The following is a 22,580-nucleotide window of genomic DNA, read 5'->3' as shown; positions in this document are numbered from 1 at the left end:
CGATGAAGCCTGCCAAGTTTGACTACGTTTTGCCGGCGACACTGGATGCCGCCATCGAAGCGCTGGTCGCGTCGAACGGCGAAGGCAAGGTGCTGGCGGGCGGTCAGAGCCTGCTGCCGCTCCTCAACTTCCGGATGGCCAGGCCCGCAGTGCTGGTCGACCTAAACGGAATCAAGGGGCTATCGTACATCGAGGAACGAGGCGACCGCATCGCAATCGGCGCGCTGACGCGTCATCGCGATCTCGAGCATTCGCCGCTCGTCGCGTCGAGGTTGCCGGTGATGTCGGCGGCGATGCGCCACGTGGCGCATCTGGCTATCCGCAACCGTGGGACCATCGGCGGCAGCTTGTCCCATGCCGATCCCGCGGCCGAGCTTCCGATGCTGTCGGCATTCTACGACGCCAGGATTTCAGTTCAGGGACCGGCGGGACGCCGAACCATCGCCGCCGAGGAGTTCTTCGTCGACGCCCTGACGAACTGTCTGGAGCCGTCAGAGATCGTGGTGGAGATCGAATTTCCGGTGCTCGATCACGATGGCTGGGCGTTCGAAGAAGTCGCGCGCCGCTTCGGCGACTTCGCGCTCGCGAGCATCGCTGTTTCCGTGCGCCGAGCACAATCCGGGCTAAAGGACGCGCGTATCGCGGTGATGGGTGTGGCCGATACGCCGCTGCGCCTCAGGGAAGCTGAGCAAGAGCTCGTCGCGATGGAGCTCAATGACCGAACTCCGGACCGGTTCTCGGAGATTGTCGTCTCGAAGGTCTCGCCCAACGACGACCTCCACGCTTCGGCGGAGTATCGCAGGCATCTGCTGGCACAGTTGTCCAGGCGTGCGCTGAAGACGGCATTGGCGGCAACGGAGCGAGCGCCATGACCGACATATCCGTCACTGTAAACGGAAAAAGGTACGACGTTTCGGACGTCGAACCGCGTCTACTCCTTTCCGATCTCCTGCGCGACACGCTCGGGTTCACCGGCACGCACGTTGGATGCGAACACGGCGTCTGCGGTGCCTGCACTGTGCTTGTAAACGGCGACAGCGCGCGGTCCTGCTTGATGCTGGCCGTCCAAGCGAACGGCGCCGAGATTGTCACCGTCGAAGGTCTCGGATCCCCCGAGCAACTCAACGTCCTTCAGTCCCAGTTTCGCGAGCATCACGGGCTTCAGTGCGGCTTCTGCACGGCCGGCATGCTGATGACCGGCGAAGACATGCTCCGCAAGTATCCTCTCGCGACCGACGAGGACATCCGGGAAGGGCTGTCCGGAAATCTCTGCCGCTGTACGGGCTACCAGAACATCGTCGCCGCGATCCGCAGCGCCGCTGCGATGCGTTCGGAGAAAAAACCATGAAACTGAACTTCCTCGCCGCCGGGCGTCTTCGCATGAAGAAGAGCATATACGTGCCTGGCGCCGACCGCAGCGAGACCATCGATCTTCCCGTCAGCAGCGCACTGATCCGGCACAAGCAGGGCAACGTACTCTTCGATACTGGCTGCCATCCGACCGTGGTCGACAAAGCAGAAGACCGCTGGGGACCGCTTGCCAAGGTTATGAAGCCGCTGATGAGCGCGGACGAGACCTTGCTGCCGAGTCTCGCATGCATCGGGCTCGGGCCCGACGACATCGATATCGTCGTGAACTCGCATTTCCACCCGGACCATTGCGGCTGCAACCAGTTCTTTCGCAAGGCGACGATCCTTGCCCACGCCAGGGAGATCGAAGCCGCGAAGGCGCCGGGCGCCGAAGCTGCGGGCTATCTCAAGGCCGATTGGGACTATGGGCAACCGATCGAGGCGGTTAGCGGGGAGAAGGATCTGTTTGGCGATTCCAGCGTGGTGCTGGTACCGCTGCCGGGCCACACCCCGGGCACGCTTGGTGCGCTGGTTAGTCTCGATCGCGACGGGCAGTTTCTGCTCGCGTCGGACTCCGTCAGCCTGCGGCAAAATCTCGATACCGACGTCGCGCCCCGCAACACCTGGAACGTCGAGCAGCAAATGAAGACCTTCGACGAGATCCGCCGGATCGAGAAGGGCGGCGCCACCATCATTTGCGGGCACGACGACCGGCAATGGCAAAGCCTGCGCAAGGGAACCGCGGGCTATGAGTAGCGATCGACGCGCCCAATCGTCGGACGTCCTGCGGCCGAAGAACGTCGGCGCGCCCATCAAGCGCACTGAAGATCCGCGTCTTCTGACGGGCAACGGGGAATACACGGCCGACCGGAAGCCGGACCGGCCGCTGCACCTCGCGTTCCTCCGTAGCGGGCAGCCGCACGCACGGATCGCGCGGATCAATGCCGAGGCGGCGCGATTGGCGCCGGGTGTGATGGCTGTGCTGACGGCGGAGGACATCGCGGACGACTTCAGGCCGGTGATCCCGTTCTCGCGGATGCCGAACTACTACGCGACGCCAACTATGCCTCTTGCCTCCAAGAAGGTCCGTTACGTAGGCGAACCCGTCGTCGCGGTCGTCGCCACTTCGCGGTATCTCGCCGAGGATGCCCTGGAGCTGATCGAGGTCGACTACGATCCCCTAGGCGCGATTGCGCGCGCCGAGATGGCCGTCGCCGACGATGCGCCGCTACTGCACGAAGAGGCGGGTAGCAACATCCTGATCGCGCGCGAATTCAAGAAGGGCGATGTCGCCGCCGATCTGAAGGCCGCGGCCGTCAGGGTGAGCGGGCGTTTCGAAATGACCCGCAAGGCGCCGCTCGCGATGGAACCGCGCAGCTACACCGCGGAGTACGAAAGCCGGCGCGACGCCGTCACGCTTTATACGTCGTCGAATATTCCGGGCATCGTCCGCGACGCGATTTCGGAATCGCTCAGTCTTCCTGGACACCGCCTGCGCGTGGTCGCGCCCGATGTCGGCGGGAGTTTCGGTTCGAAGGGCTCGCTCTATCCGGAGGAACTTTTCATCTGCATCGCGGCGCGCAAGCTGCGCCGCTCGATCAAATGGACGGCAGACCGTCTGGAGGACGTGAGCAGCAGCAGTCAGGCTTTTGCCGAGATCGTCGATGCGGAGATGGGTTTCGACGCGAACGGCGTCGCGACCTCCCTGCAGGCGGACGTACTCGGGGACGTCGGCGCCTTCTCGATCTACCCGTGGACCTGCGGCCTGGAGCCGGTGCAGGTCGTCAGCTTCCTTCCCGGCCCGTACAAGATCGGATCCTACCGGGGCGCCGTGCGCGGCGTTGCGACCTGCAAGCCACCGACCGGTCCTTATCGCGGCGTCGGTCGACCGATCTCGACCTTCGTCGCCGAGCGTCTGATGGATCTCGGGGCGAAGGCGCTCGGCATCGATCCTCTCGAGATCAGGCGCCGCAATGTCGTGCGGCCCGACGAGTTTCCCTACCGGATCGCCTCCGGAATCATCTGGGACAAGACCGGCTTCATCGAATGCCTGAACGCCGCCGCCGAGACGGCCGGGTACGAGCAGCTTCGGAAAGAGCAGGCCGAGGCACGCAAGCAGGGCCGGCTGTTCGGCATTGGCATCGCCTCCTATGCGGAACTGACCGGTATCGGGTCGCGGATCGCTGTGGCGCCGGGCATGCCTATCAATACCGGTTCGGAAACGGCGAAGATCACCATCGATTCGACGGGCGCCATCACCGCAGCCTTCGGTGTCGCATCCCACGGCCAGGGCCTCGAGACCACGCTGGCTCAGATCGTCGCTGACGACCTCGGCACCCGCTTCGAGGACGTCCGCGTCATCCAGGGAGACAGCGACGAGGTGCCGATGTCGACCGGGACCTACGCGAGCCGCAGCGCGGTGCTTGGCGGCGGCGCCGCCAAGCATGCCTCGAAAATCCTTCAGGAAAAGATCAAGCGGGTCGCCTCGCATCTTTTGGAGGCCAATGCGGACGACATCGAAGTCGCGGAGGGGAAGGCCATCGTCCTCGGCACCGACCGCGCAGTGTCGTTCAGGCAGATAGCCAAGGCCGTCTATTCCGACATGAAGACGTTGCCTGTCGAGGCCCGCGAAGAATTGACCGCGAGCTACACCTACGACCCGATCAACGGCACCACCGCGGCGGCTACCCACATAGCCGCGGTGGAGATCGATCCGACGACGTGCTTCGTGAAGATCCTCAAGTTCGTCGTTGCCGAGGACTGCGGACGGATCATCAATCCGATGATCGTCGACGGTCAGGTGCACGGCGGCGTCGCGCAAGGCATCGGCGCCGCACTGTTCGAGGAGCTGATCTATGACGACGACGGCCAGCTCCTGAGCGCGAGCCTCGTCGACTACGTGATCCCCTCCGCGCCCGAAGTGCCGCTCATGGATGTCATCCATGTCGAAAGCGAATCCGCGGTGGCAGGCGGATTCCGCGGAATGGGCGAAGGCGGCACGATCGGCGCCCCGGCCGCTATCGCCAACGCGATCGCGGACGCGCTGTCGCCACTCGATATCGACGTCTCCATTCTCCCGATGACCCCAGAGCGCATCTTCAAGCTCATGGAACAGGCCAAGCTCAATCAAGAGGAAAAAGCAGATGAGTGATCTCAAAGGACGTGTCGCCCTCGTGACGGGAGGTGGTCGGGACGTGGGCGCCGCGATATCGAAGATGCTGGCCGAAAGCGGAGCATCCGTCGCCGTCAACTACCACAGCTCGAAGGCCGAAGCGGAAGGCGTCGTCGCCGAGATCGAAAGGGCTGGCGGCAAGGCGAAGGCCTATCAGGCCGACATCGCCAATGCTGACGTCGTCAAGAAGATGGTTGCGGACATCAAGAGCGATTTCGGCGGCCTGGATATCCTCGTCAATAACGCAGGATTGGTGTTCCGCAAGCGCTTCAGCGAGAGCACGCCTGAAGATTGGAAAAAGCAGATCGACACCTGCCTCTACGGCGCGTTGAACTGCTCCCACAGCGCTGGACCGCTGCTCGAAGCGTCAGGCCGCGGACGCATCATCTCGATCATGGGCGACTCCTCCCGGGTCGGCGAGTCCGGTCTCGCGCTTGCGGCAGCGGCGCGAGCCGGCACGATCGCGCTGATGAAGTCGCTTGCCCGCGAATGGGGACGTTCGGGCGTAACCGCGAATTCGATCTCGCTCGGTCTCATCGAAACTGCCCACGAGAAGACGTGGGTGGACGCCAATCGCGACAAGCTGGTCAAGGCCTACGCTATCCGGCGGCTCGGACTGCCGTCCGACGTGGCACCTCTCGTCACCTTGCTCGCGTCCGATGCCGGAAGCTGGATCACGGGCCAGGTCATCAGCGTCAACGGCGGATACTCGATGGTATAGGAGGAGGCGACGATGCTGCACGTTGATCTGATCGCGCCGATCGCGGCACTCCTCGATCGTCACGCGAAGAAGCGGCCGGACCAGATCGCGTACTGGGACACGACCCGGTCCGTCACCTACGCGCAGCTCGCTGAGCGCACAGCGTCGATCGCCGCGAATCTGACGAAGGCGGGCCTTGAGGAGGGTGACAAGCTTGCGATCTATCTGCCGAACGGCGTGGACTGGATCGAGATCTGTCTCGCCGCGCTGCGGGCCGGCGCCGTCGTTGTGCCGATCAGTATCGACGCGGCGGAAGGCGAAATCAGCTATCGCCTGACGGATGCGGGCTGCACTCTCATCGCCACGACGGCCGCGAGAAAAGACCTGGTCGGAAAGATCTGCAGCGATGCCGGCATTGCGGCGGCGACGATTTTCGTCGGTGCGGACGCTGAACAGGCCGGGACGTCGACGGCGGAGCTCGCGAACAGCCGCGCGGCAGCGCCGCTCGACCCGAACGACATCGATCGGTCTTCGTTCATCATCTACACCTCGGGTACACGGGAAGGGCGAAGGGGGTGCTGCTGTCGCTGCGCGGTATGCTGTGGATCGCCGCCGCCTGCTGGGCGCCGATCGGAGGCTTGACGGAGAAGGACGTCGTTCTCTCGCCTTTGCCTCTGTTCCATTCCTACGGTCTCAACCTGTCAGTGCTCAGCGTGCTTGCGGTAGGCGCGAGCGAACACATCATGGAGCGGTTCTCTCCTCAGCAGGCGCTCGATCTGTTGCAGACCGGCAAGTATTCGATCATGCCGGGCGTCCCGACGATGTTCCACTACCTCCTGCATCGAGCTCAGGAATCAGGCATCGAGCATCTCGGATCTGTGCGCCTGTGCATCTCGGCGGGCGCGATCATGCCCGCGAGCCTCAACAAGACCTTCGAGGAGCGCTTCAGGACGCGCCTCCTTGACGGATACGGCATTACGGAGACTTCCACGATGGTCACGATGAACTGGCTGCACGGCGCGCGGCCGATGGGCTCGTGCGGATTGCCGGTACCGGGGCTTGCCGTGCGTATCGTCGATCCGTCGTCGTTGGAGGATGTGCCGATCGGCGCGGAGGGCGAACTGATCGTCCGTGGTCCCAACTTGATGCAGGGCTATCACAACAAGCCGGAGGAGACGGCATCGGCACTGCGCAAGGGCTGGTATCACACGGGCGATCTCGCGAAGTCGGATCCTGCGGGATATCTGACGATCACCGGCCGTATCAAGGAACTGATCATCCGCGGCGGTCAGAACATCGCCCCCGCCGAGATCGAGGAGGTTGTCGTCAGGTATCCGCAAGTCAAGGACTGCGCGGTGGTCGGCGTGAAGCACGCGACGTTAGGCGAGGTGCCTTGCCTCTTCGTCGTCGCCAAGCAGAATGAACTGGATGTTTCTTCGCTGATGGAGCACTGCAGAGCACATCTGTCGTCCTACAAGATCCCCGAGGCGATACATCTGGTCGGCGAGATTCCCCGCACGGGCTCGGGCAAGATCATGCGCTTCAAACTGGTCGAAGCGTTGAGCCAGGTGTGAGGGAAACCACCGTCAGTCGACGGATCGCGGCCCCAGCGCTCCGAACGACTTTGGATCGTAGGTGAGGCGGTACCGCATATCGGCGGCGACGATGGGCTGCTTGCAGCGGTCGCAGCAGACCGAAGCGTGGAAATCGTGTCCGCATTTGAGATGCGTGAGAATGAGCGGAGGCCTGCTCTTCGCGAGCCAGCGGTCGCCCCATCGCAACATCGCGATGAACGGACCGTAGAGGTCCATTCCCATGTCAGAGAGGAGGTATTCGTACCGATCGGGCGAGCTTTGATATTGCCTGCGATAGAACACGCCGCTGGCGACGAGTCGGTTCAACCGGTCGGTGAGGATATTTGGCGCGATCGCGAGTTCCGTCAAAATCTTGTCGTAACGTCGGTTGCCGAAAAAGCCCTCGCGGACGACCATGAAGCTCCACTTGTCGCCGATGATCTCCAAGGCACGCGACACCGAACTTGGTCGCCCAAGGAGGAACCGGCTTCCGTCGGAGGCGCGTCTGGTGTTGCGGCCTTCCTTCGCGGGACATCGTCCGGCGCCCGGGCCGTCACGGTATTTGGCGTCGCGGGCGGAGACGCTCTCCCCACAATGCGAGCACGTGATGACCGGATGGCTGTCGCAGCCGCAGCTCGTGTGGATCAGCGTCAACGGAGGAGGCTTGCCCTTGGCGAGCCAGCGATCGCCGAACTGCATTAGAGCGATGAAGCTCGGATAGAGATCGAATCCCATCTTGGTCAGACGGTATTCCTTGCGCTGGGAGGACCCGCGCGCGACCTGGCGGAAGATCGCGAGCTGCGTGAGCTTCTTCAGCCGGTCAGTCAGGGTTGCCCGCGGAATGCCGAGAGCCGAGCGGAAAGCTTCGAACGTCTGCGTTCCGAAGAAGGCCTCGCGGATGATCAGAAAGGCCCAGGCATCCGAGACAATGTCGAGCGTACGTGCGACCGAACAGTTGCGCTCGGTCCTGACGGTGTTCGTCCGACTCGCGGCCGCTTTCGGCCCTGGCCTGGGAGAGGGCTTGGCTGTTTGAATCTTGCCGGCGACGGGCATTCAGGACGGTCCATTCACGCAGCCGCGGTAACGGCGGCCTTCGAAAGATGCGCACCTCTATCACATCGACGCGATTGACTTGCAGGAAATATAAGTCTAGTTATGCATGTAACTAAGTCTAGTTATGCTAGTCATAAAAACAGAATCGGTTGCATATGCATGCCTGGGGAGGAGTGCCATGAAGTTGAAAATCGGTAGTGTGCTGATCGCGACAGCGGCGATCTCGTTCGTGAACGGCGGCGCCTGCGCCCAGACCACGGCGATCTCGGACGATGTCGTCAAGATCGGCGTGCTGACGGACATGTCCGGCCAGTTCTCACACGAATCCGGCGACGGGTCGGTGACAGCGGTGAAGATGGCCGTCGAGGATTTCGGTGGCAAGGTGCTGGGAAAGCCGATCGAGGTGCTCGTTGCCGATCACCAGAACAAGCCCGACACCGCCTCGGCGCTGGCGCGCAAATGGTTCGACGTCGAACACGTCGACATGATAGGCAATCTCATCAACTCCTCGATCGCGCTCAGCGTGTCCCAGCTCGCCAAGGACAAGAACAGGATCGCGATTATCAATGGCTCTGGCTCTTCCCGGCTCACCAATGATGCCTGCACGCCGAACAGTATCCACTACGCCTACGACACGTATGCGTTGGCTCGGGGGACTGGCAGCGCCCTGATGAAGGCCGGCAAGAAGAGCTGGTATTTCCTGACCGCGGACTATGCATTCGGGCATGCGCTTGAGGCAGATACCTCCGCAGTCGTCAAGGCGCTCGGCGGGGGAGTGGTCGGAGCAACGAGATATCCGGTCGAGGCTTTCGACCAGTCTTCATTTCTCCTGCAGGCGCAATCTTCCAAGGCCGAGGTCGTCGCTTTGGCCGGGTCGGGGAGTGTTCTGGTCAACTCGATCAAATCAGCCCAGGAGTTCGGCATTCCTGCGGGCGGACAGACGCTTGCCGGCCTGCTTGTCTGGATCACTGACATCAAGAGCCTCGGTTTGAGCTCGGCGCAAGGATTGGTCCTGACAAACGCCTTCTACTGGGACCGCGACGACGAGACGCGCGCATGGTCGAAGCGCTTCTATGAGCGCATGAAGCGTATGCCGCACATGGGCGACGCGGGGGACTATTCGTCGACGATGCACTATCTCCGGGCGATCCAGGCGGCCGGCACCGACGAGGCGCACGCCGTCATGAGCAAGATGCGCGAGATGCCTATCAACGATTTTTTCGCCAAGAATGGCCAGATCCGCCAAGACGGGCGCATGGTGCACGACATGTACGTCTACGAAGTCAAGAAGCCGTCCGAGTCGAAGGGCGAGTGGGATTACTATAAGCTGCGCGAAGTGATCCCAGGCGATCAGGCGTTCCGTCCGCTCAAGGACAGCGTCTGCCCGCTGGTCAAGAAGGGCTGAAGCAAGTGGGTAACGCGGGCCCCGATGCGGTCGCACCGCGGGCCCGCTTCGTTGGAGGTGTCGTGATGGACCAGAAACTCGTCGCATCCGGTTCGACCGCCGGGTCCCAAAATCCGATCCGATCCGGCGCCGACTACATCGAGAGCCTGAGGGGGCGGAAGCTGAAAGTCTATCTGATGGGCGAGCCGGTCGAGGAACCGGTCGACCATCCGATCATCCGGCCCTCGATCAACGCGGTCGCCAAGACGTACGATCTCGCCAACGATGATCCGGAACTGGCGTCTGCCGTCTCGCCGTTCACCGGAAATCGCGTGAACCGCTTCCTGCACGTTTCGACGAGCACGGCCGATCTCGTCATGCAGAACAAGATGCAGCGCCGCCTGGGGCAACTGACGGGTACGTGTTTTCAACGCTGTGTCGGCATGGATGCGCTCAATTCCCTGCATTCGGTGACGTACGATTTGGACGACAAGTGCGGGACCGACTATCATGCTCGGTTCACAAAATTCCTCGCGCGGATGCAGAGCGACAACCTGGTCATAGGCGGCGCGATGACCGACGTGAAGGGGGACCGTGGCAGATCGCCGTCGCAGCAGGCAGATCCGGATCTGTTCGTTCATGTCACACGCCGGACCCCGGAAGGCGTCTACGTGAGTGGTGCGAAGGCGCACCAGACGGGCTGCTTGAATTCGCACTGGCTGATCGTGATGCCGACGATGAGACTCGAGGCAGCCGACAGGGATTACGCCATCGTCGGCGCGGTACCCGTCGACGCGATGGGCATCACCTACATCTACGGCCGGCAATCCTGCGATACGCGCAGCGCCGAAGGTGGAGACATCGACGCGGGCAATGCGCACTTTTCCGGCCAGGAGGCGATGATCGTTTTCGAGGACGTCTTCATTCCGCGGGAGCTCGTGTTCCTCGACGGCGAGTTCGAATTCGCCTCCACGCTGGTCGAACGTTTCACCTGCTATCATCGCCGCAGTTATGTCTGCAAGACGGGCGTCGGCGACGTCCTGATCGGCGCGGCGGCGACCATCGCGGATTACAACGGGGTCGAGCGCGCCTCTCATGTTCGCGATAAGCTCGTTGAGATGACCCATCTGAATGAGACCATCTACGGCGCCGGCATCGCTGCGAGCCACCAGGGGATTGCGATGAGGTCTGGAGCGTGCCTGCCGGACGAAATGCTCGCGAACGTCTGCAAGCATCATGTTACGCGGCTGCCCTACGAAATCGGCCGGCTGGCCCAGGACCTCGCGGGCGGATTGATGGTGACGCTGCCCTCGGAACGGGAGTTCCGGCACAAGACGATCGGTCCGATCGTTGAGAAGTATCTGAAGGGACGTCCCGATGTCGCGACCGAGGACAGGATCCGGATCCTTCGTCTGGTGGAGAATATGACGCTCGGCAGAAACGCAGTTGGCTATTTGACGGAATCCATGCACGGTGCGGGCTCGCCGCAGGCACAGCGGATCCAGATTGCGCGATCGATGCAGCTCGAGTTCAAGAAGACGTTGACGAAGTCGCTGGCCGGCGTAGCATCCGCACCGCGCGCCGAGATCGTAGACGATCTTTCGACCTACATGGCTAGAGTGTTCGCGCCCGTCTCGGACCGAGCGAAGCCGCCGGGTTAAAGATGCCGTCTACGACCGTGACCGTATCGATAGCCGCCCGAGAGTCGACTAGCCGGATTTCGCAGTTGCTCGAAGCGAATTCGGCTGCGCGGGGAAGGCAGCTGTTCGGAGATTGCTCCGAGTCGGTCGTGAGCCGCTGGCTGGACGACGGGATGCGGCTCCGTGGCCCCCATGATGGACTGGAGCGAAGGTTCAGGTTTTTCAATCGGTTAGTCGGGTGCGTGTGCACGACGTGTGCACCAGGAGATTAAGAAAAATCTATTGAGAGCAAGTGTGGGCGATGGTTCTTTGGAGTGATGGGACGTCCGCAGAAGCGCTGGCGACCTAGCGAGTTGGATAGGGCAGGGGGCACGCGAACGACTAAGGAGCTGATCGCGCCCGTCACAAGTAGAGCTCGGTGATCAGTCGCGAAGAACTGCGCCAATGACAGTGAAGACAAAAATTGGTGTTGGGGTTCGAGTCGCTTCCCCGCTGCTACGGGCTAAGATCCCTCACGCCAATCTACTTGGCGGACCGAGTGCCCAATGAGGCGCTTCGGCTTGCGTCCAGGAGCCGAATAAGAGTCGGCTGGCATGGGGCGGTGGCACTCTTCCCGCCTTGCATGGAGTTGGCGAGGCCGACATCATCTGCCTCATAAGGTCAGATCGGATAGTTTCGTACATTGTATCCGGGGATCTGGGCTCGTTCGAATGCAGCGGCCAGGCGCACCACGTCGTGCTCGCTGTGTGATCGTCCGACGATCTGAAGCCCGACCGGCATTCCGTCCGTCGCGATCCCCGCGCAGACCGACGCAGCCGGCTGCCCGGTGAGATTGAAGGGATACGTATAATAGACCCATGAAACGAGATTTCGGTCTGATAACTCGTCGGGAATATTTTTGCCAACCTCAAGCGAGGTGACGGGAAGGACCGGAGAAATCAACACGTCATAACGCTCGAAGAAACCGCGAACGGTGTCGCGCAGCGCATAGCGGGAAAATACCTTGGTGTAATAATCGCGCATGTCCTGTGTCAGCGCCGGTTCGAGCACATCGGCGACTGCCGGATCGAGCAGCTCGCGCTGATCCTCCATGAAGGATCGCAGACGAATGCCGACGCCGGCATAAAATTCTGCCGTCCACAAGTCCGCGGGATCGGCGTCGAAGACCTTCTCGACAAGATCGACCTGGCAGCCGAGCGTTCCAAGCGTTTCTGCGGCGCGGTCGGTCAGCTTGAGGACTTCGGCATTGGGCCGCGCGTAGCCCAAGGTCGGGCTGTAAGCCACTCTCATTCCGGCAACCGGTTGCGCCAGCGCCGCAATGACGTCCGGGACGGGGCCAGCGACGCTGAACGGATCGCGGCGATCGAAGCCGGCGATAACGGAAAATAGCAGCGCGGCGTCCTCGACCGAACGCGCCAGCGGACCAACATGTGCAAGTGTTGGTGTCGCGGAAGTCGGCCACACCGGTACGCGGCCGAACTGTCCCTTGATTCCGGTAAGGCCGCAGAAGGAAGCGGGGATACGGATCGATCCACCGCCGTCGGTGCCGAGCGCGAAGGGCGTGATACCTGCGGCAACCGATGCGGCCGCGCCGGCACTCGAGCCGCCCGGCGTCTTGTCCAGGTTCCAGGGATGGCGGGTGATGCCGGTAAGCCGGTTGTCCCCCACCGGCTTGCAGCCGAATTCACTTGTCGTGGTTTTGCCGATCAGGATGCCGCCAGCAGCCCTGGCCCGCTCGACCGCCGGCGCATCCACGGAGGCGATGTTCGACCTCATCGTCAGAGAACCGGACGCGTAACCGACGCCCTTCACCGCCATCAAGTCCTTCGCAGAGAACGGAATGCCATGGATCGGGCCGAGGGGATCGCCCTTCATTACGGCGGCTTCGGCCTGCCGGGCCGCGGCGAGGGCCTCGTCCGGCATCAGCAGATAAAATGCATTGAGCGTCGCTTGCGTCGCCTCGGCTTTCTCGAGCGCACGCTTCGTCAAATCGACCGGCGATATCTCCCTGGCGACAACGTGTCGGCGCATCTCCGTCGCGCTCATGGTGTCGAATTCGGCCGACATCGCTGTAACCTCTTTGCAGGAGAGAAATTCCGGACGTCACGCAGGGAACGCCGTCCGGATTGTTTCGCAAGTTCGGTGAGGCGGCCCTAGTTGATGACGGCAAAGGCGCGCACTGGTGATCCCGAACCACCCTTGAACTTCAACGGTACGCCGAAGAACTGGAATTCGCCCTTGCCGATCAGTTCTTCAAGATTGACCAGCCATTCCCAATGGCTGATGCCGAGGTCGCGGCACAGGCGGTGTTGCGCGAAGATATTGTCGGTCGGCTTGTCGGTTGACGGTCCTTCAACGCCGTGCATCTTCGATCCCCGCTCGTGAAGCCACCTCGTGGCTTCGACGGTCAGAAGTGGATTCTTCCAGACTGAATCGAGACTGGGGTAATTGCGCTTGTGGAAGCCGGTGCAGAGCAGCACGATATGCCCGTTGACCTTGACACCGGCTTTCTTCTCGGCCGCCTCCATGTCCGCAACCGTGATGTCGCCGAGATCCGGCATATGCTGCAGGTCGAAACAAACGGCCTTTCCCATGAACATTTCCAGCGGCATTTCGTCGATCGGCTTCCCGCTCGGGTTGACGTGCTTGAACGCATCGACATGCGTTCCGACGTGATCGAGCATCGCGATGAAGTTTGTCTGGAAGGTCATGGGATCGCCGGGCACGCCGAGATTGGCCGATTTCGTGCTCTCGTGGCTCATGTGAACCGCCATCACCGGCCGCTGAAAAAGCTTGTGCGCTGGCATGTTGTCTTCGATAGTCAGGCTGAGATCAACGATACGCTGAGCCATGGTCACTCCTTAGGCTTTGGGGTTAAGAACGCTTCTTCTTGCCGAGGAATGCTTCCATCACCTCGGGGTCGCGGGCGAGTTCGCAACTCGGGCCCTGGCGCGTGATGCGTCCGTTGGACACCACGAATCCGTAATCGGCGACCGCGAGCGCATGCGAAGCAAGCTGCTCGACGAGCAGTATGGTCAGGCCTTCCCGGTTGAGCTTGCTGAGCGTCGCCAACAATTGATCGACGATCTTCGGCGCCAGACCGAGTGACAGTTCGTCGATGATGAGAAGCTCAGGCCGTGCCATGAGGCCGCGGGCAATCGCGAGCATCTGCTGCTCGCCGCCGGACATGCTGCCCGCCTGCTGCTGCAATCGCTCGTTCAATCGCGGAAACAGCTCGAGAACCTTTTCGAACGTCGCGCGCGAAGCCCTGTCCTTCAGGCCGCCGCTCAGATAGGCGCCAAGAATGAGATTATCCTTCACCGTCTGGTCCGGAAACAGCAGCCGCCCTTCCGGGACCATCACAAGCCCACGGGCAACCTTGCGGTCGGCACTCAGGTGAGCGGTGTCCTCGCCACGGAAGTAGACCTGTCCCGCGGACGGCCGGACCAGACCGGTTGCGCCGCGCACCATCGTCGATTTTCCGGCGCCGTTATTGCCGATGACCGCGACAAACTGGCCGCGGCTGATCGTGAACGATGCGCCGCGCACCGCAATGGCCGCACCGTAGCGCAACTCCATGTCGCGGACGTCGAGCAGCGCCTCGCTCATGCCCTTGCCTCTTGCGGTCGCGCATGCGAGAGCGACGTTCCGAAATAGGCCTCGATCACGCGTGGGTCGTTCTGAACTGTGGCCGGCGTGTCGCTTGCGATCACCTGCCCATAGTCGAGCACGGTTACGGTGTCGGCGAGCGCCATGATCAGGTCGACATGATGTTCGATCAACAGCACCGAAATGCCGAGGCTCGCGATGCGGCGTATCATCGCCTCGAGATCGTCGATCTCCTGGGAAGTGAGGCCGGCCGCCGGCTCATCAAGCAGCAGAAGTCGGGGCTTGGTCGCGAGTGCGCGTGCGATCTCCAGCCGGCGCTGCAGGCCGAACGGCAAGTGCCGCGCTGTATCATTGGCTTGCGGCAACAGTCCGACGAAATCCAACAGGCCGATGGCGGCCGCTCGGCATTCACGCTCGTCGTGCCGCATCCTTGGCGTGCGCAGCAACGCGCCGGCGAGTCCGTAGCGCAGGCGCTGGTGGTAGCCGACCATTACATTGTCGAGCACACTCAAGTCACCGAACAACTCGGTGTTCTGAAAGGTTCGCGCCAGCCCGAGCCTCGCAACGTCGTATGAACGGCGCGCCGTCAGCCCGATCCCATCGAGTTCGAACCATCCCTCGTTCGGCTGGTAAAAGCCGGAAACCGTGTTGACGAAGGTGGACTTGCCTGCGCCATTGGGGCCGATCAGCGCGTGTATTTCGCCGCCCTTGACCCGCAAGGAGACCTTCGACAGGGCCGTCAAGCCACCGAACCGAACGGTCAAATCGCTTGCCACGAGTTCCGCCGGAAGCTCGCGGGCTGCATGATGCAAGCTCTTCTCGGCTGGAACGCCTTCCGACGATGCCGGAGCAGGATCGGGCGGGCGGAGACGGTCGAACAGCGAGCGCAGCGTCCCGACGATGCCGAGAGGCATGACGAACATCACCAGCAGCAACAGCGCGCCATAGGCGAATCTCTGCCAAACCTGGAACTGCTGAAGATATTCCGGCAGGTAGGTCAGAATATACGCGCCGATGACGCCGCCGAAGGTAGATCCCGCGCCGCCGAGGATCACCATCAAAAGGAAGCGCACGCTGTCGGAGAACGTGAAGATGTCCGGCGAGATGTAGGAGTTCAGGAAGGCGTACAGCGCGCCGGCAATTCCCGCGGTCACTGATGCCACGGCAAAGGACAGCGTGCGGATGGCGGTTGGGTTGATGCCGAGCGCGCGTGCCGCAGTTTCGCTTTGGGCGACGGCAAGCATTGCGCGTCCATATCGCGAATATCGCAGATGGTGGATGAGCAGGACCGCGACGAACAGAACTCCCGCCAGGACACAGTAGAAGGCGAAGCCAGACAGTTTGATGCCGAAAAGATTCGGTCGGGGTATGGACGTCAGTCCTGTTGTGCCTCCGGTGAGAGACTGCCATTCGATTGCAACGTTTTCGACGATGATGCCGAAGGCAATGGTCACCACCGCGAGATAGACGCCGCGCACGCGCACCGATGGATAGGCGAGCAGGGCGCCGAAGAGACTGCAGACGACGGCCGCGCTGATGCAGCAAGCGACGACATCAAAATGCAGCCGCGTCGCGAGGATCGCCGCGGTGTATGAACCGAGCGCGAAGAAACCGGCTTGCCCCAGTGAAACCAGAGCGCTTAGTCCGACAAGCACGTTCAGTCCGGCTGCAATCAGGCCATAGGTCAGAAACAGCATGAACAGGCGTAGTTCGTATTCGTTGGCGGCCTGAAGCGGAACCGCGATCAGGACGAGACCGAAGACGAGGAAGCCGATCGCGTTGAGGTACCTCATACCTTGAGAACCTCACGCTTGCCGAACAGGCCTTGCGGGAACGCGAGCAAGACCAGAACCATCACGCTGAAGCCGACGATCTCGCGGGCAGCCGTCGAGACATAACCCTCAACGAACTTCTCCATCACGCCGAACGCGAAACCGGCGATGACAACGCCCGGCGCGCTGGTGATGCCGCCGATGATCGCGACCGCGAAACCCTTCAAGCCCAGGATCGCGCCCATGCTGGCTGATACCTGGATCACCGGCGCGACGAGGATTCCGGCGGCCGCGCCAAACAGGGATGCGAGGCCGAACGAGAGTGCCGTGATGCGGTTGACGTTGATGCCCATCAGGGCGGCTGCCTGCTTGTTGTGGGCGACGGCCTGCATGGCACGGCCGACCAGCGTGTGCCGCTGCAGCAGCTTGAGGCCAATCACGACGGCCACGGCAAAAACGGGAATGAAGAGTTCCTGGGGGTAAACGCCCGCTCCAAGGATATGAACGGCGCCTGCCACGCCGGGCGACGGCAGCGGCCGCGAGAATCCACCAAACTGCAGGGTTGCGAGCGCCTCGGTCATGACCCCGACAGCCAACGTGGTCAGCATCCAGCCGACCGACGTCGCCGCACCCACGAACGGACGGACCGCAAATCGTTCCAGCAGAATGCCGAATATGCCGCCGGCGGCGATACCGAGAAGACAGGCGAGGGGCATCGGCACGCCCTGATCGACGCCGATCACCGCGACCACGGCCCCCAGCATGAGCGTGTCGCCATGCGCAAAGTTTACCGCCTTCGCCGCCGACCACATGATGTGGAAGCCGAGTGCGACGAGCGCATAGATGCCGCCGATGGCAAGGCCCGACAGGATGTATTGGATGGTCGTCGTCACTGCTGGACTCGCGGCTTGCGATCAAATCGGCCGGTTGGACGCGGCGCGGTCGATTTGCGCTCGTTATCGAAGGCAATCGTAGCGTGTTTGGCCGATGCCATTCGCAGCGCGATCACGATGTTGATTGATGCTGGTCACGGCAGCCAGCGTTGCGGGTGCTCAGGCGGAGTCCGCAACGCTGGAAGTGTCTGTCGTCAGTTTGTCTTGCCGTAAGCCGTCTGCTCGATCGGCAACAGCTTCCCGTCAACCCACACTGTGAGCTTGTAGTACTTTGGCAGGATTGCATCCTGACGTTCGGGATCGGACGCGTCGAAGGCCGGCTTATATTCGGCGACCAGGCCGTCGTAGTCCACGGTATAGAGGGCCTGGCGAACCTTCTCCCAATCGTAGGATTGTGCCTTTTCGATCGCCCTGGCGATGATGTGGACAGCATCATAGGCGTTGGCGACGCCGGAACCCATCTTGATCTCAGCGGGATCCTTGAGGCCGTATTTGGCCTTGACCTTGTCCCAGAGCGCCAGCTTCTTTGCGTCCATTGACCCCATGAAAGTATAGGTCTGGATCACCTCGACGCCGTTGGCGAGCGGCCCGGCCAGTTCTCCGAGGTTGCCGGCAATACCCCACGCGCCGATGATGGTAGGTTTCCAGCCGACCTTGTCCATCGAGCGCAGGATCTGGTTTCCCTCGCGGTCGAGCGCCCAGAACAGCGCGACGTCGGCGCCCGCGTCGCGCGCGCGGATAACCTGCGGCGACATGTCCTGGTCGCCCCAGTTGAAGGTCTCAGCTGCGGCCAGCTCCTTGCCTTTCTTCGCCATCGCATCCTTCACGTCGGCGATCGCGCCATTGCCCCAGCCGGTATTCTCATAAAAGAATGCGACCTTGCCCGACTTCGAGGCTTTCAGCGCCTGGTCGACAAGATAGCGCGCGACCCACTTGTCCTTGGCGGAGACACGGAACATGAAGTTCGGGTTGCGGCCATTTTCGATCGCTTTCGTATTGGCCGCGAGCACGCCGACATAGGGAATGCCGATGTCATTGACCGGTTCGGCTTGTGCCACGGCGACCGTCGAGTGGTAGCCGCCGAGGATAGCAATGCATTTGTCGGCCAGCGCGATGCGGCGGGTATTGTCGACGCCGCGAGGCGGCGCGCCGGCATCGTCGTACTGAATGAAGCTGAGCTTCTTTCCAAGCACGCCGCCCTTCCCGTTGATCTCCTCGATCGCGATCTCGGCTCCCATCTTGATAGCCTGCCCGCCGAAGGCTGCGGGGCCGGTCGTGGCTGAAGAATTGCCAATGCAAGGCATCTGCTCGGCAACTGCCACCGTCGACAACAAACTCATTATCGTCACCGCCGCGAGCCCGGCGCCAACCCCAATTCGCGAAGTCATAACTGATCTCCGATGCCTTTTTGCTGAAACAAACGCCCCTTCTTGTCGGCAGCTAACGAGAAAAGAACTTCGAGAACAAAGATCAAATTCCAATGGTCTGATATAGGAAAAACCTATGTCGCCTTGCGTGCTCTCGTTTCAAGCAGCTTGACGGCGGGGAAATGATTGATTTTAATGCGCTATATCTTCTGCTAGGCAATAGTTTTCGCTGATGCTCAATTTGAGAGCAGGACAGCAGTGACATATTGAAGCGTCTCCGCCACGATGGATCTCCGCCAGCTTCGATACTTCGTGCAGATATTCGAGAGCGGCAATGTTTCGCGCGCGGCCGAGGTGCTGCGCATCGCCCAGCCTTCCCTCAGTCAACAGATCAAGCAACTGGAAGAGGAACTCGGCGTCGAATTGCTCGTGCGGCATGCGCGCGGGGTCACGGCTACCGAGCGCGGCCAGCAACTTTATGATCACGCCCGACGCATCCTCGACGAAGTCGACCACGCCAAGAAGAACGTGCGTTCGCAGACGCTTGCGCCGTCGGGACGTGTCTCCGTCGGGCTCCCGACATCAGCGGCGAGAGGACTTTCATTGCCGCTATTCGAGGTGATGGCAAGACGGCTTCCGAACGTCACGCTGCATCTCGTCGAGGCCATGACCGGCTTCCTGGACGAATTGATCCAGGCAGGTAGGCTCGACGTAGCTCTCCTGTACAATCACAAGGCGTTCGAGCATGTCGCCTGGACCGAGATGATGACCGAGGACCTGATGCTGTTCGTCGCCAAGGATAGTCCGATGGCCAGGCGGAAATCGGTCCCGTTCAGGAAGGTCTTCGCAAGCGATCGTATCGCGCTGCCTGGGCGGCCAAACGTGTTGCGCGTGGTGATTGAGCAACTCGCGGCGCGTCACGATGTGACGCTCACGGTCAAGGACTGCGACAGCCTGCCTGCAATCAGCAAGCTGGTGTGCGACGCCAACTACATGGCCGTCATGCCGCATTTTGCGTTCACCGATGAGCTCAAGCGAGGCGAGATGATTGCAATTCCCATCGTCGACCCGGTGCCCTCATGGACTCTCGCGGTGGTGGTTTCGCAGCGGACCATGAACGCTCGGGGCAGCGAAGCGGTGGCCCGTATCATGGCGGATTTGATCGCGGAGATGGTTGAGCAAGGCACCTGGCGGGCGAAGTTGCACGGCGACAAGGTCACTGCGGAACGTTGACCGCGGTTCGTCCATCCCGGACAGGAACAATTGACGGTTCGCCGAACTCTTTTCGTCACGTAGTTCCCGTCTTTGTCGGAGTATCGTATTTCAGATGCAACCAGAGCTGCCTGACCTGATACTCGGCTGCAACGTGGTCGCCGTCGCGCTGGCGCTGCTCACCGTTCCGATATTCGCCGGCTTGATGCGGATTCCGTTTGTCATCATCGCGCCCCTGATCGTGATCATCTATGTAGTGGCGGCTACTCGGTGCCGAACTCCTATCTCGACGTCGTCATGAAGCTCGGCTTCGGCGTCGTCGGCTATCTCGTGGCCGGGGTAGCGCTATAACTGCTGCCGCTTGCACTCCAGATCGCGCAAATCCCGCGCGGGCCGGCGCGTCGCTGCCGCCATGCCCATTCCTATGAGCCATCGTCCGTCCCGGATCTGACCGGGCCTGGCGCTACGGTTGCGCCATTCGAACAGCCGAGCGCCCTCCCGCAGTCGGTCGGCCATCTTGCGATAGGTTTCGGGGTTCGAGCCGGGATCGTAGGCGACGACTTCGATCTCGCGACCGAGGATGGATGCCGCCAGCTTCGTTGATCTCCTGGATGGCGAGCGCCGTGTCGAAGAAATGCTCGGCTTCCAAGACCGCCATCGAACCGGTACGCGAAAAAAGCACGCCGACGCGCCAGACGTCCCGATCGGATTGTTTCGCGGGTTGCTTCGCCGTCATCATGAAATACTCTCCAGCGCTGGCAGGGGAACGAACGGATCTGCTCAGCTTTCGATCGCAACAAAGCTGCTCACCAGCGGCTTGGCAACCGTCCAGCCATACCGGGCGGGCCAAAATTGTTGTTCGAAATCAGCGAAATGCCGCCTCGTTTGAAGGCGTCAGCGCATGTAGCGGATCGAGGCAAAACGACCCAGGCAGGCGCCGCGCGACTGCTCTGCAGCTTCCACCGACGCCTGGCTCGAGCCGAAATCCTGACGCGGGATTTTGTCCAGCGTTGCTCTCGCGCGGCCGTCGTGGCGGTTCTCCGACAGCTTGTCGAGCATGGTGCGCAGGCGCTGGTTCTCGATCTCAAGCTCCCGCAGATGACGAAGGGCGGGCGAGGTGAGACCGCCATAACGTTTGCGCCAACGATAGAAGGTCCGCAGCGAGACACGGGCCGTGCTACAAATTTCGGCAATCGAAATGCCGGCATCTGCCTCTTCGAGCAGGAATAAAATTTCGTGTTCAGTGTGCTGTGAGCGGCGCATCGGCGTGGACCCTCATACGTGACCGATTACGGGCATATCGCATAGATTTCAGCCATTTGATAGAGACGCGATGCTTGCGCTGCCGGCATGACGGCAACGCCGTTTGATGCATCGCGGGTGTTGCGCACATTGCGTCATTGCGGTCGCCCCGCGAGGCAAAGGTAACATCCTAAATGGCAAAAGTGACATCACGATTCGAGAAGCAAAGTCCTTGCCGAGCGCTTGAGCACACCTGAATACTATTTGGCGTTGCCTGACCAAATGCCATGATTTGAAATCGGACAGCACTCGGAGAGCAGAGGTCCGATCCATGGCAAGGTTTTCACGGCGTTCGTTTCTTCGCGGAACTGGACTTGGCGCGGCGGCGGCGCTGACGACGTCGGTCGCTATGCCGGCAATCGTGCCTTCCGCAAATGCAGCCGGCGGCACGGTCAGGCTCGGCTGCCTGTTTTCGTCGTCGGGGACGATGGCCAACATCGAGGGCCGCTTGAATCACGTCGTGAAGATGGCGGCGTCGGAAATCAACGCGAAGGGGGGCGTCAACGGCCGCACCATCGAGGTCATGGTCTCCGATCCCGCCTCCGACTGGCCGCTCTACGCGCAGATTGGCAAGCAGATGCTCGACCAGGACAAGGTTGCAGCACTGTTCGGCTGCTGGACCTCGGTCTCGCGCAAAACCGTGCTTCCCGTGGTTGAGCAGGCCAACGGGCTGCTGTTCTACCCGCTGCATTTCGAGGGTGACGAGAATTCGAAGAACGTCGTCTATGTCAATTCGCCACCCGCGAGCTCGGTGCTGCCGGCGGTCGATTATCTGATGAGCGAAGACGGTGTCAGCGCCAAGCGCTTCTTCATGCTCGGCTCGGATTACGTCTGGCCGCGTACGATCAACAAGCAGCTCAAGGGTTACTGGAAGTCCAAGGGCATCGCCGAGAGCGCCTGGAAGGAAGAGTACGTCCCGCTTGGCTTCTCCAACTTCCAGACGCTGGTCAACCAGATCCGCGCCTTCGCGGACGCGGGCGGCGGCAAGCCGATCGTGGTGCTGACGGTGGTTGGTTCGTCAATCCCGGACTTCCTGCGCGAATTCGCCAATCAGGGGATCAAGGCGACCGACGTACCGGTGCTCGGGCTCGACATGGTCGAAGCCGATCTCGAAGGTCTCAACACGGAGCCGCTGGTCGGCCATCTCAATTGCTGGGCTTATCTGCAGAACGCCAAGGCGCCGGCGAATACGGCTTTCCTCAAGCAGTGGGCCGATTACGTGAAGGCCAACAACGTGCCGTTCAAGGCGGACGTCGCCATCGATCCGATGGTCTCGGCCTATGATGCGGTTCACCTCTGGGCCATGGCGGCAGCCAAGGCCAATTCGTTCGATGTGCCGGAGGTGACGAAGGCTTTCGCGGGTCTCTCCTTCGATTGTCCGTCCGGATACAAGCTCTCGATGACGGCCGACAACAACTATGTCTCGCGTGGCGTCTTCATCGGTTCGGTCAACGAGAAGCAGGGCTTTGACATTCTTTGGCAGTCCAAGGATACGCCAAAACCTGTTCCGTTCAGCCCTTACAGTTGATCCGTGATCGCAGGCTCGCCTGGA

The 22,580-nt window shown here is 61.6% G+C and carries 20 protein-coding genes and 2 pseudogenes; 13 read left to right on the top strand and 9 right to left on the bottom strand.

Annotated features, from left to right (window positions below):
- The first annotated feature begins 2 nt into the window (after positions 1-2).
- From ACZXDY_RS22070 to ACZXDY_RS22040, 7 genes and pseudogenes are all read left to right on the top strand, one after another.
- Positions 3-872, top strand: a complete 870-nt coding sequence (locus ACZXDY_RS22070; protein WP_464346929.1) for an FAD binding domain-containing protein — start codon at positions 3-5, stop codon at positions 870-872.
- A complete protein-coding gene (locus ACZXDY_RS22065; protein ID WP_464346928.1) occupies positions 869-1,348 on the top strand; it encodes a (2Fe-2S)-binding protein in 480 nt (159 codons plus the stop codon). The genes ACZXDY_RS22070 and ACZXDY_RS22065 overlap by 4 nt, the downstream gene beginning before the upstream one ends.
- Positions 1,345-2,106 carry an N-acyl homoserine lactonase family protein gene (locus tag ACZXDY_RS22060; protein WP_028163155.1) on the top strand — a complete coding sequence of 254 codons (762 nt, stop codon included), beginning with the start codon at positions 1,345-1,347 and terminating at the stop codon, positions 2,104-2,106. Before ACZXDY_RS22065 ends, ACZXDY_RS22060 begins: the two co-directional genes overlap by 4 nt.
- Positions 2,099-4,501, top strand: a complete 2,403-nt coding sequence (locus ACZXDY_RS22055; protein ID WP_464346927.1) for a xanthine dehydrogenase family protein molybdopterin-binding subunit — start codon at positions 2,099-2,101, stop codon at positions 4,499-4,501. Before ACZXDY_RS22060 ends, ACZXDY_RS22055 begins: the two co-directional genes overlap by 8 nt.
- Positions 4,494-5,243, top strand: coding sequence for an SDR family NAD(P)-dependent oxidoreductase (locus tag ACZXDY_RS22050; protein ID WP_028163157.1), 750 nt, complete (start codon positions 4,494-4,496; stop codon positions 5,241-5,243). Before ACZXDY_RS22055 ends, ACZXDY_RS22050 begins: the two co-directional genes overlap by 8 nt.
- Before the next feature lie 12 nt (positions 5,244-5,255).
- Positions 5,256-6,322, top strand: a pseudogene (locus ACZXDY_RS22045) (class I adenylate-forming enzyme family protein); the annotation flags it as partial.
- Between the two features lie 45 nt (positions 6,323-6,367).
- Complete coding sequence (locus ACZXDY_RS22040) at positions 6,368-6,796, top strand: class I adenylate-forming enzyme family protein (RefSeq protein ID WP_464346944.1); 429 nt, start codon at positions 6,368-6,370, stop codon at positions 6,794-6,796.
- 12 nt (positions 6,797-6,808) lie between these two features.
- Here ACZXDY_RS22040 and ACZXDY_RS22035 read toward each other — a convergent pair whose 3' ends face one another.
- Positions 6,809-7,849, bottom strand: coding sequence for a winged helix-turn-helix transcriptional regulator (locus tag ACZXDY_RS22035; RefSeq protein ID WP_035689760.1), 1,041 nt, complete (start codon positions 7,847-7,849; stop codon positions 6,809-6,811).
- A 178-nt stretch (positions 7,850-8,027) separates the two neighbouring features.
- Between ACZXDY_RS22035 and ACZXDY_RS22030 the strand changes: the two genes are divergently transcribed.
- Together ACZXDY_RS22030 and ACZXDY_RS22025 are read left to right on the top strand one after the other, a co-directional pair.
- A complete protein-coding gene (locus tag ACZXDY_RS22030; protein ID WP_028163159.1) occupies positions 8,028-9,254 on the top strand; it encodes an ABC transporter substrate-binding protein in 1,227 nt (408 codons plus the stop codon).
- Between the two features lie 65 nt (positions 9,255-9,319).
- Positions 9,320-10,894: a 4-hydroxyphenylacetate 3-hydroxylase family protein gene (locus tag ACZXDY_RS22025; protein ID WP_464346926.1), complete on the top strand. Its 1,575-nt coding sequence runs from the start codon at positions 9,320-9,322 to the stop codon at positions 10,892-10,894.
- Positions 10,895-11,533: 639 nt separating this feature from the next.
- Here the strand turns inward: ACZXDY_RS22025 and ACZXDY_RS22020 are convergent.
- The 6 genes from ACZXDY_RS22020 to ACZXDY_RS21995 all read right to left on the bottom strand — a co-directional run bounded on the left by ACZXDY_RS22020 (position 11,534) and on the right by ACZXDY_RS21995 (position 18,487).
- Entirely contained in the window at positions 11,534-12,940 is a 1,407-nt protein-coding gene (locus ACZXDY_RS22020) for an amidase family protein (RefSeq protein WP_464346925.1), read from the bottom strand.
- Between the two features lie 86 nt (positions 12,941-13,026).
- Positions 13,027-13,725, bottom strand: coding sequence for a cyclase family protein (locus ACZXDY_RS22015; protein ID WP_464346924.1), 699 nt, complete (start codon positions 13,723-13,725; stop codon positions 13,027-13,029).
- A 22-nt stretch (positions 13,726-13,747) separates the two neighbouring features.
- Positions 13,748-14,482: an ABC transporter ATP-binding protein gene (locus ACZXDY_RS22010; RefSeq protein WP_464346923.1), complete on the bottom strand. Its 735-nt coding sequence runs from the start codon at positions 14,480-14,482 to the stop codon at positions 13,748-13,750.
- On the bottom strand, positions 14,479-16,275 hold the full coding sequence (locus ACZXDY_RS22005; protein WP_464346922.1) for a branched-chain amino acid ABC transporter ATP-binding protein/permease: 1,797 nt from the start codon (positions 16,273-16,275) through the stop codon (positions 14,479-14,481). Before ACZXDY_RS22005 ends, ACZXDY_RS22010 begins: the two co-directional genes overlap by 4 nt.
- Positions 16,272-17,147, bottom strand: coding sequence for a branched-chain amino acid ABC transporter permease (locus ACZXDY_RS22000; RefSeq protein ID WP_394565717.1), 876 nt, complete (start codon positions 17,145-17,147; stop codon positions 16,272-16,274). Before ACZXDY_RS22000 ends, ACZXDY_RS22005 begins: the two co-directional genes overlap by 4 nt.
- 194 nt (positions 17,148-17,341) lie before the next feature.
- Positions 17,342-18,487: an ABC transporter substrate-binding protein gene (locus ACZXDY_RS21995; RefSeq protein WP_464346943.1), complete on the bottom strand. Its 1,146-nt coding sequence runs from the start codon at positions 18,485-18,487 to the stop codon at positions 17,342-17,344.
- Between the two features lie 312 nt (positions 18,488-18,799).
- Between ACZXDY_RS21995 and ACZXDY_RS21990 the strand changes: the two genes are divergently transcribed.
- Both ACZXDY_RS21990 and ACZXDY_RS21985 read left to right on the top strand, forming a co-directional pair.
- The gene (locus tag ACZXDY_RS21990) at positions 18,800-19,747 is read left to right on the top strand and encodes a LysR substrate-binding domain-containing protein (protein ID WP_464346921.1); all 948 of its coding nucleotides are present in this window, start codon (positions 18,800-18,802) and stop codon (positions 19,745-19,747) included.
- Positions 19,748-19,877: 130 nt separating this feature from the next.
- Positions 19,878-20,056: pseudogene (locus ACZXDY_RS21985) on the top strand (tripartite tricarboxylate transporter permease); the annotation flags it as partial.
- Between the two features lie 133 nt (positions 20,057-20,189).
- Here ACZXDY_RS21985 and ACZXDY_RS21980 read toward each other — a convergent pair.
- Positions 20,190-20,384 (bottom strand): hypothetical protein, encoded by a 195-nt coding sequence (locus tag ACZXDY_RS21980; RefSeq protein WP_245287249.1) that lies wholly within the window; start codon positions 20,382-20,384, stop codon positions 20,190-20,192.
- Between ACZXDY_RS21980 and ACZXDY_RS21975 the strand changes: the two genes are divergently transcribed.
- Positions 20,307-20,615 (top strand): hypothetical protein, encoded by a 309-nt coding sequence (locus ACZXDY_RS21975; protein WP_245287250.1) that lies wholly within the window; start codon positions 20,307-20,309, stop codon positions 20,613-20,615. The two genes, ACZXDY_RS21980 and ACZXDY_RS21975, sit on opposite strands and share 78 nt — an antisense overlap.
- Positions 20,616-20,620: 5 nt before the next feature.
- On the opposite strand, the gene ACZXDY_RS21970 is transcribed toward ACZXDY_RS21975, so the two are convergent.
- The gene (locus tag ACZXDY_RS21970) at positions 20,621-20,989 is read right to left on the bottom strand and encodes a transposase (protein WP_028163167.1); all 369 of its coding nucleotides are present in this window, start codon (positions 20,987-20,989) and stop codon (positions 20,621-20,623) included.
- Positions 20,990-21,299: 310 nt separating this feature from the next.
- Here ACZXDY_RS21970 and ACZXDY_RS21965 point away from each other — a divergent pair, with 310 nt between their 5' ends.
- Positions 21,300-22,556, top strand: a complete 1,257-nt coding sequence (locus ACZXDY_RS21965) for a substrate-binding domain-containing protein (RefSeq protein ID WP_464346920.1) — start codon at positions 21,300-21,302, stop codon at positions 22,554-22,556.
- Positions 22,557-22,580 lie beyond the last annotated feature (24 nt).

The sequence above is a fragment of the Bradyrhizobium sp. LeoB3 genome (assembly GCF_055456055.1).
The sequence above is the reverse complement of the archived record's forward strand: the minus strand, read 5'-3'. Positions and strand labels throughout refer to the sequence as shown.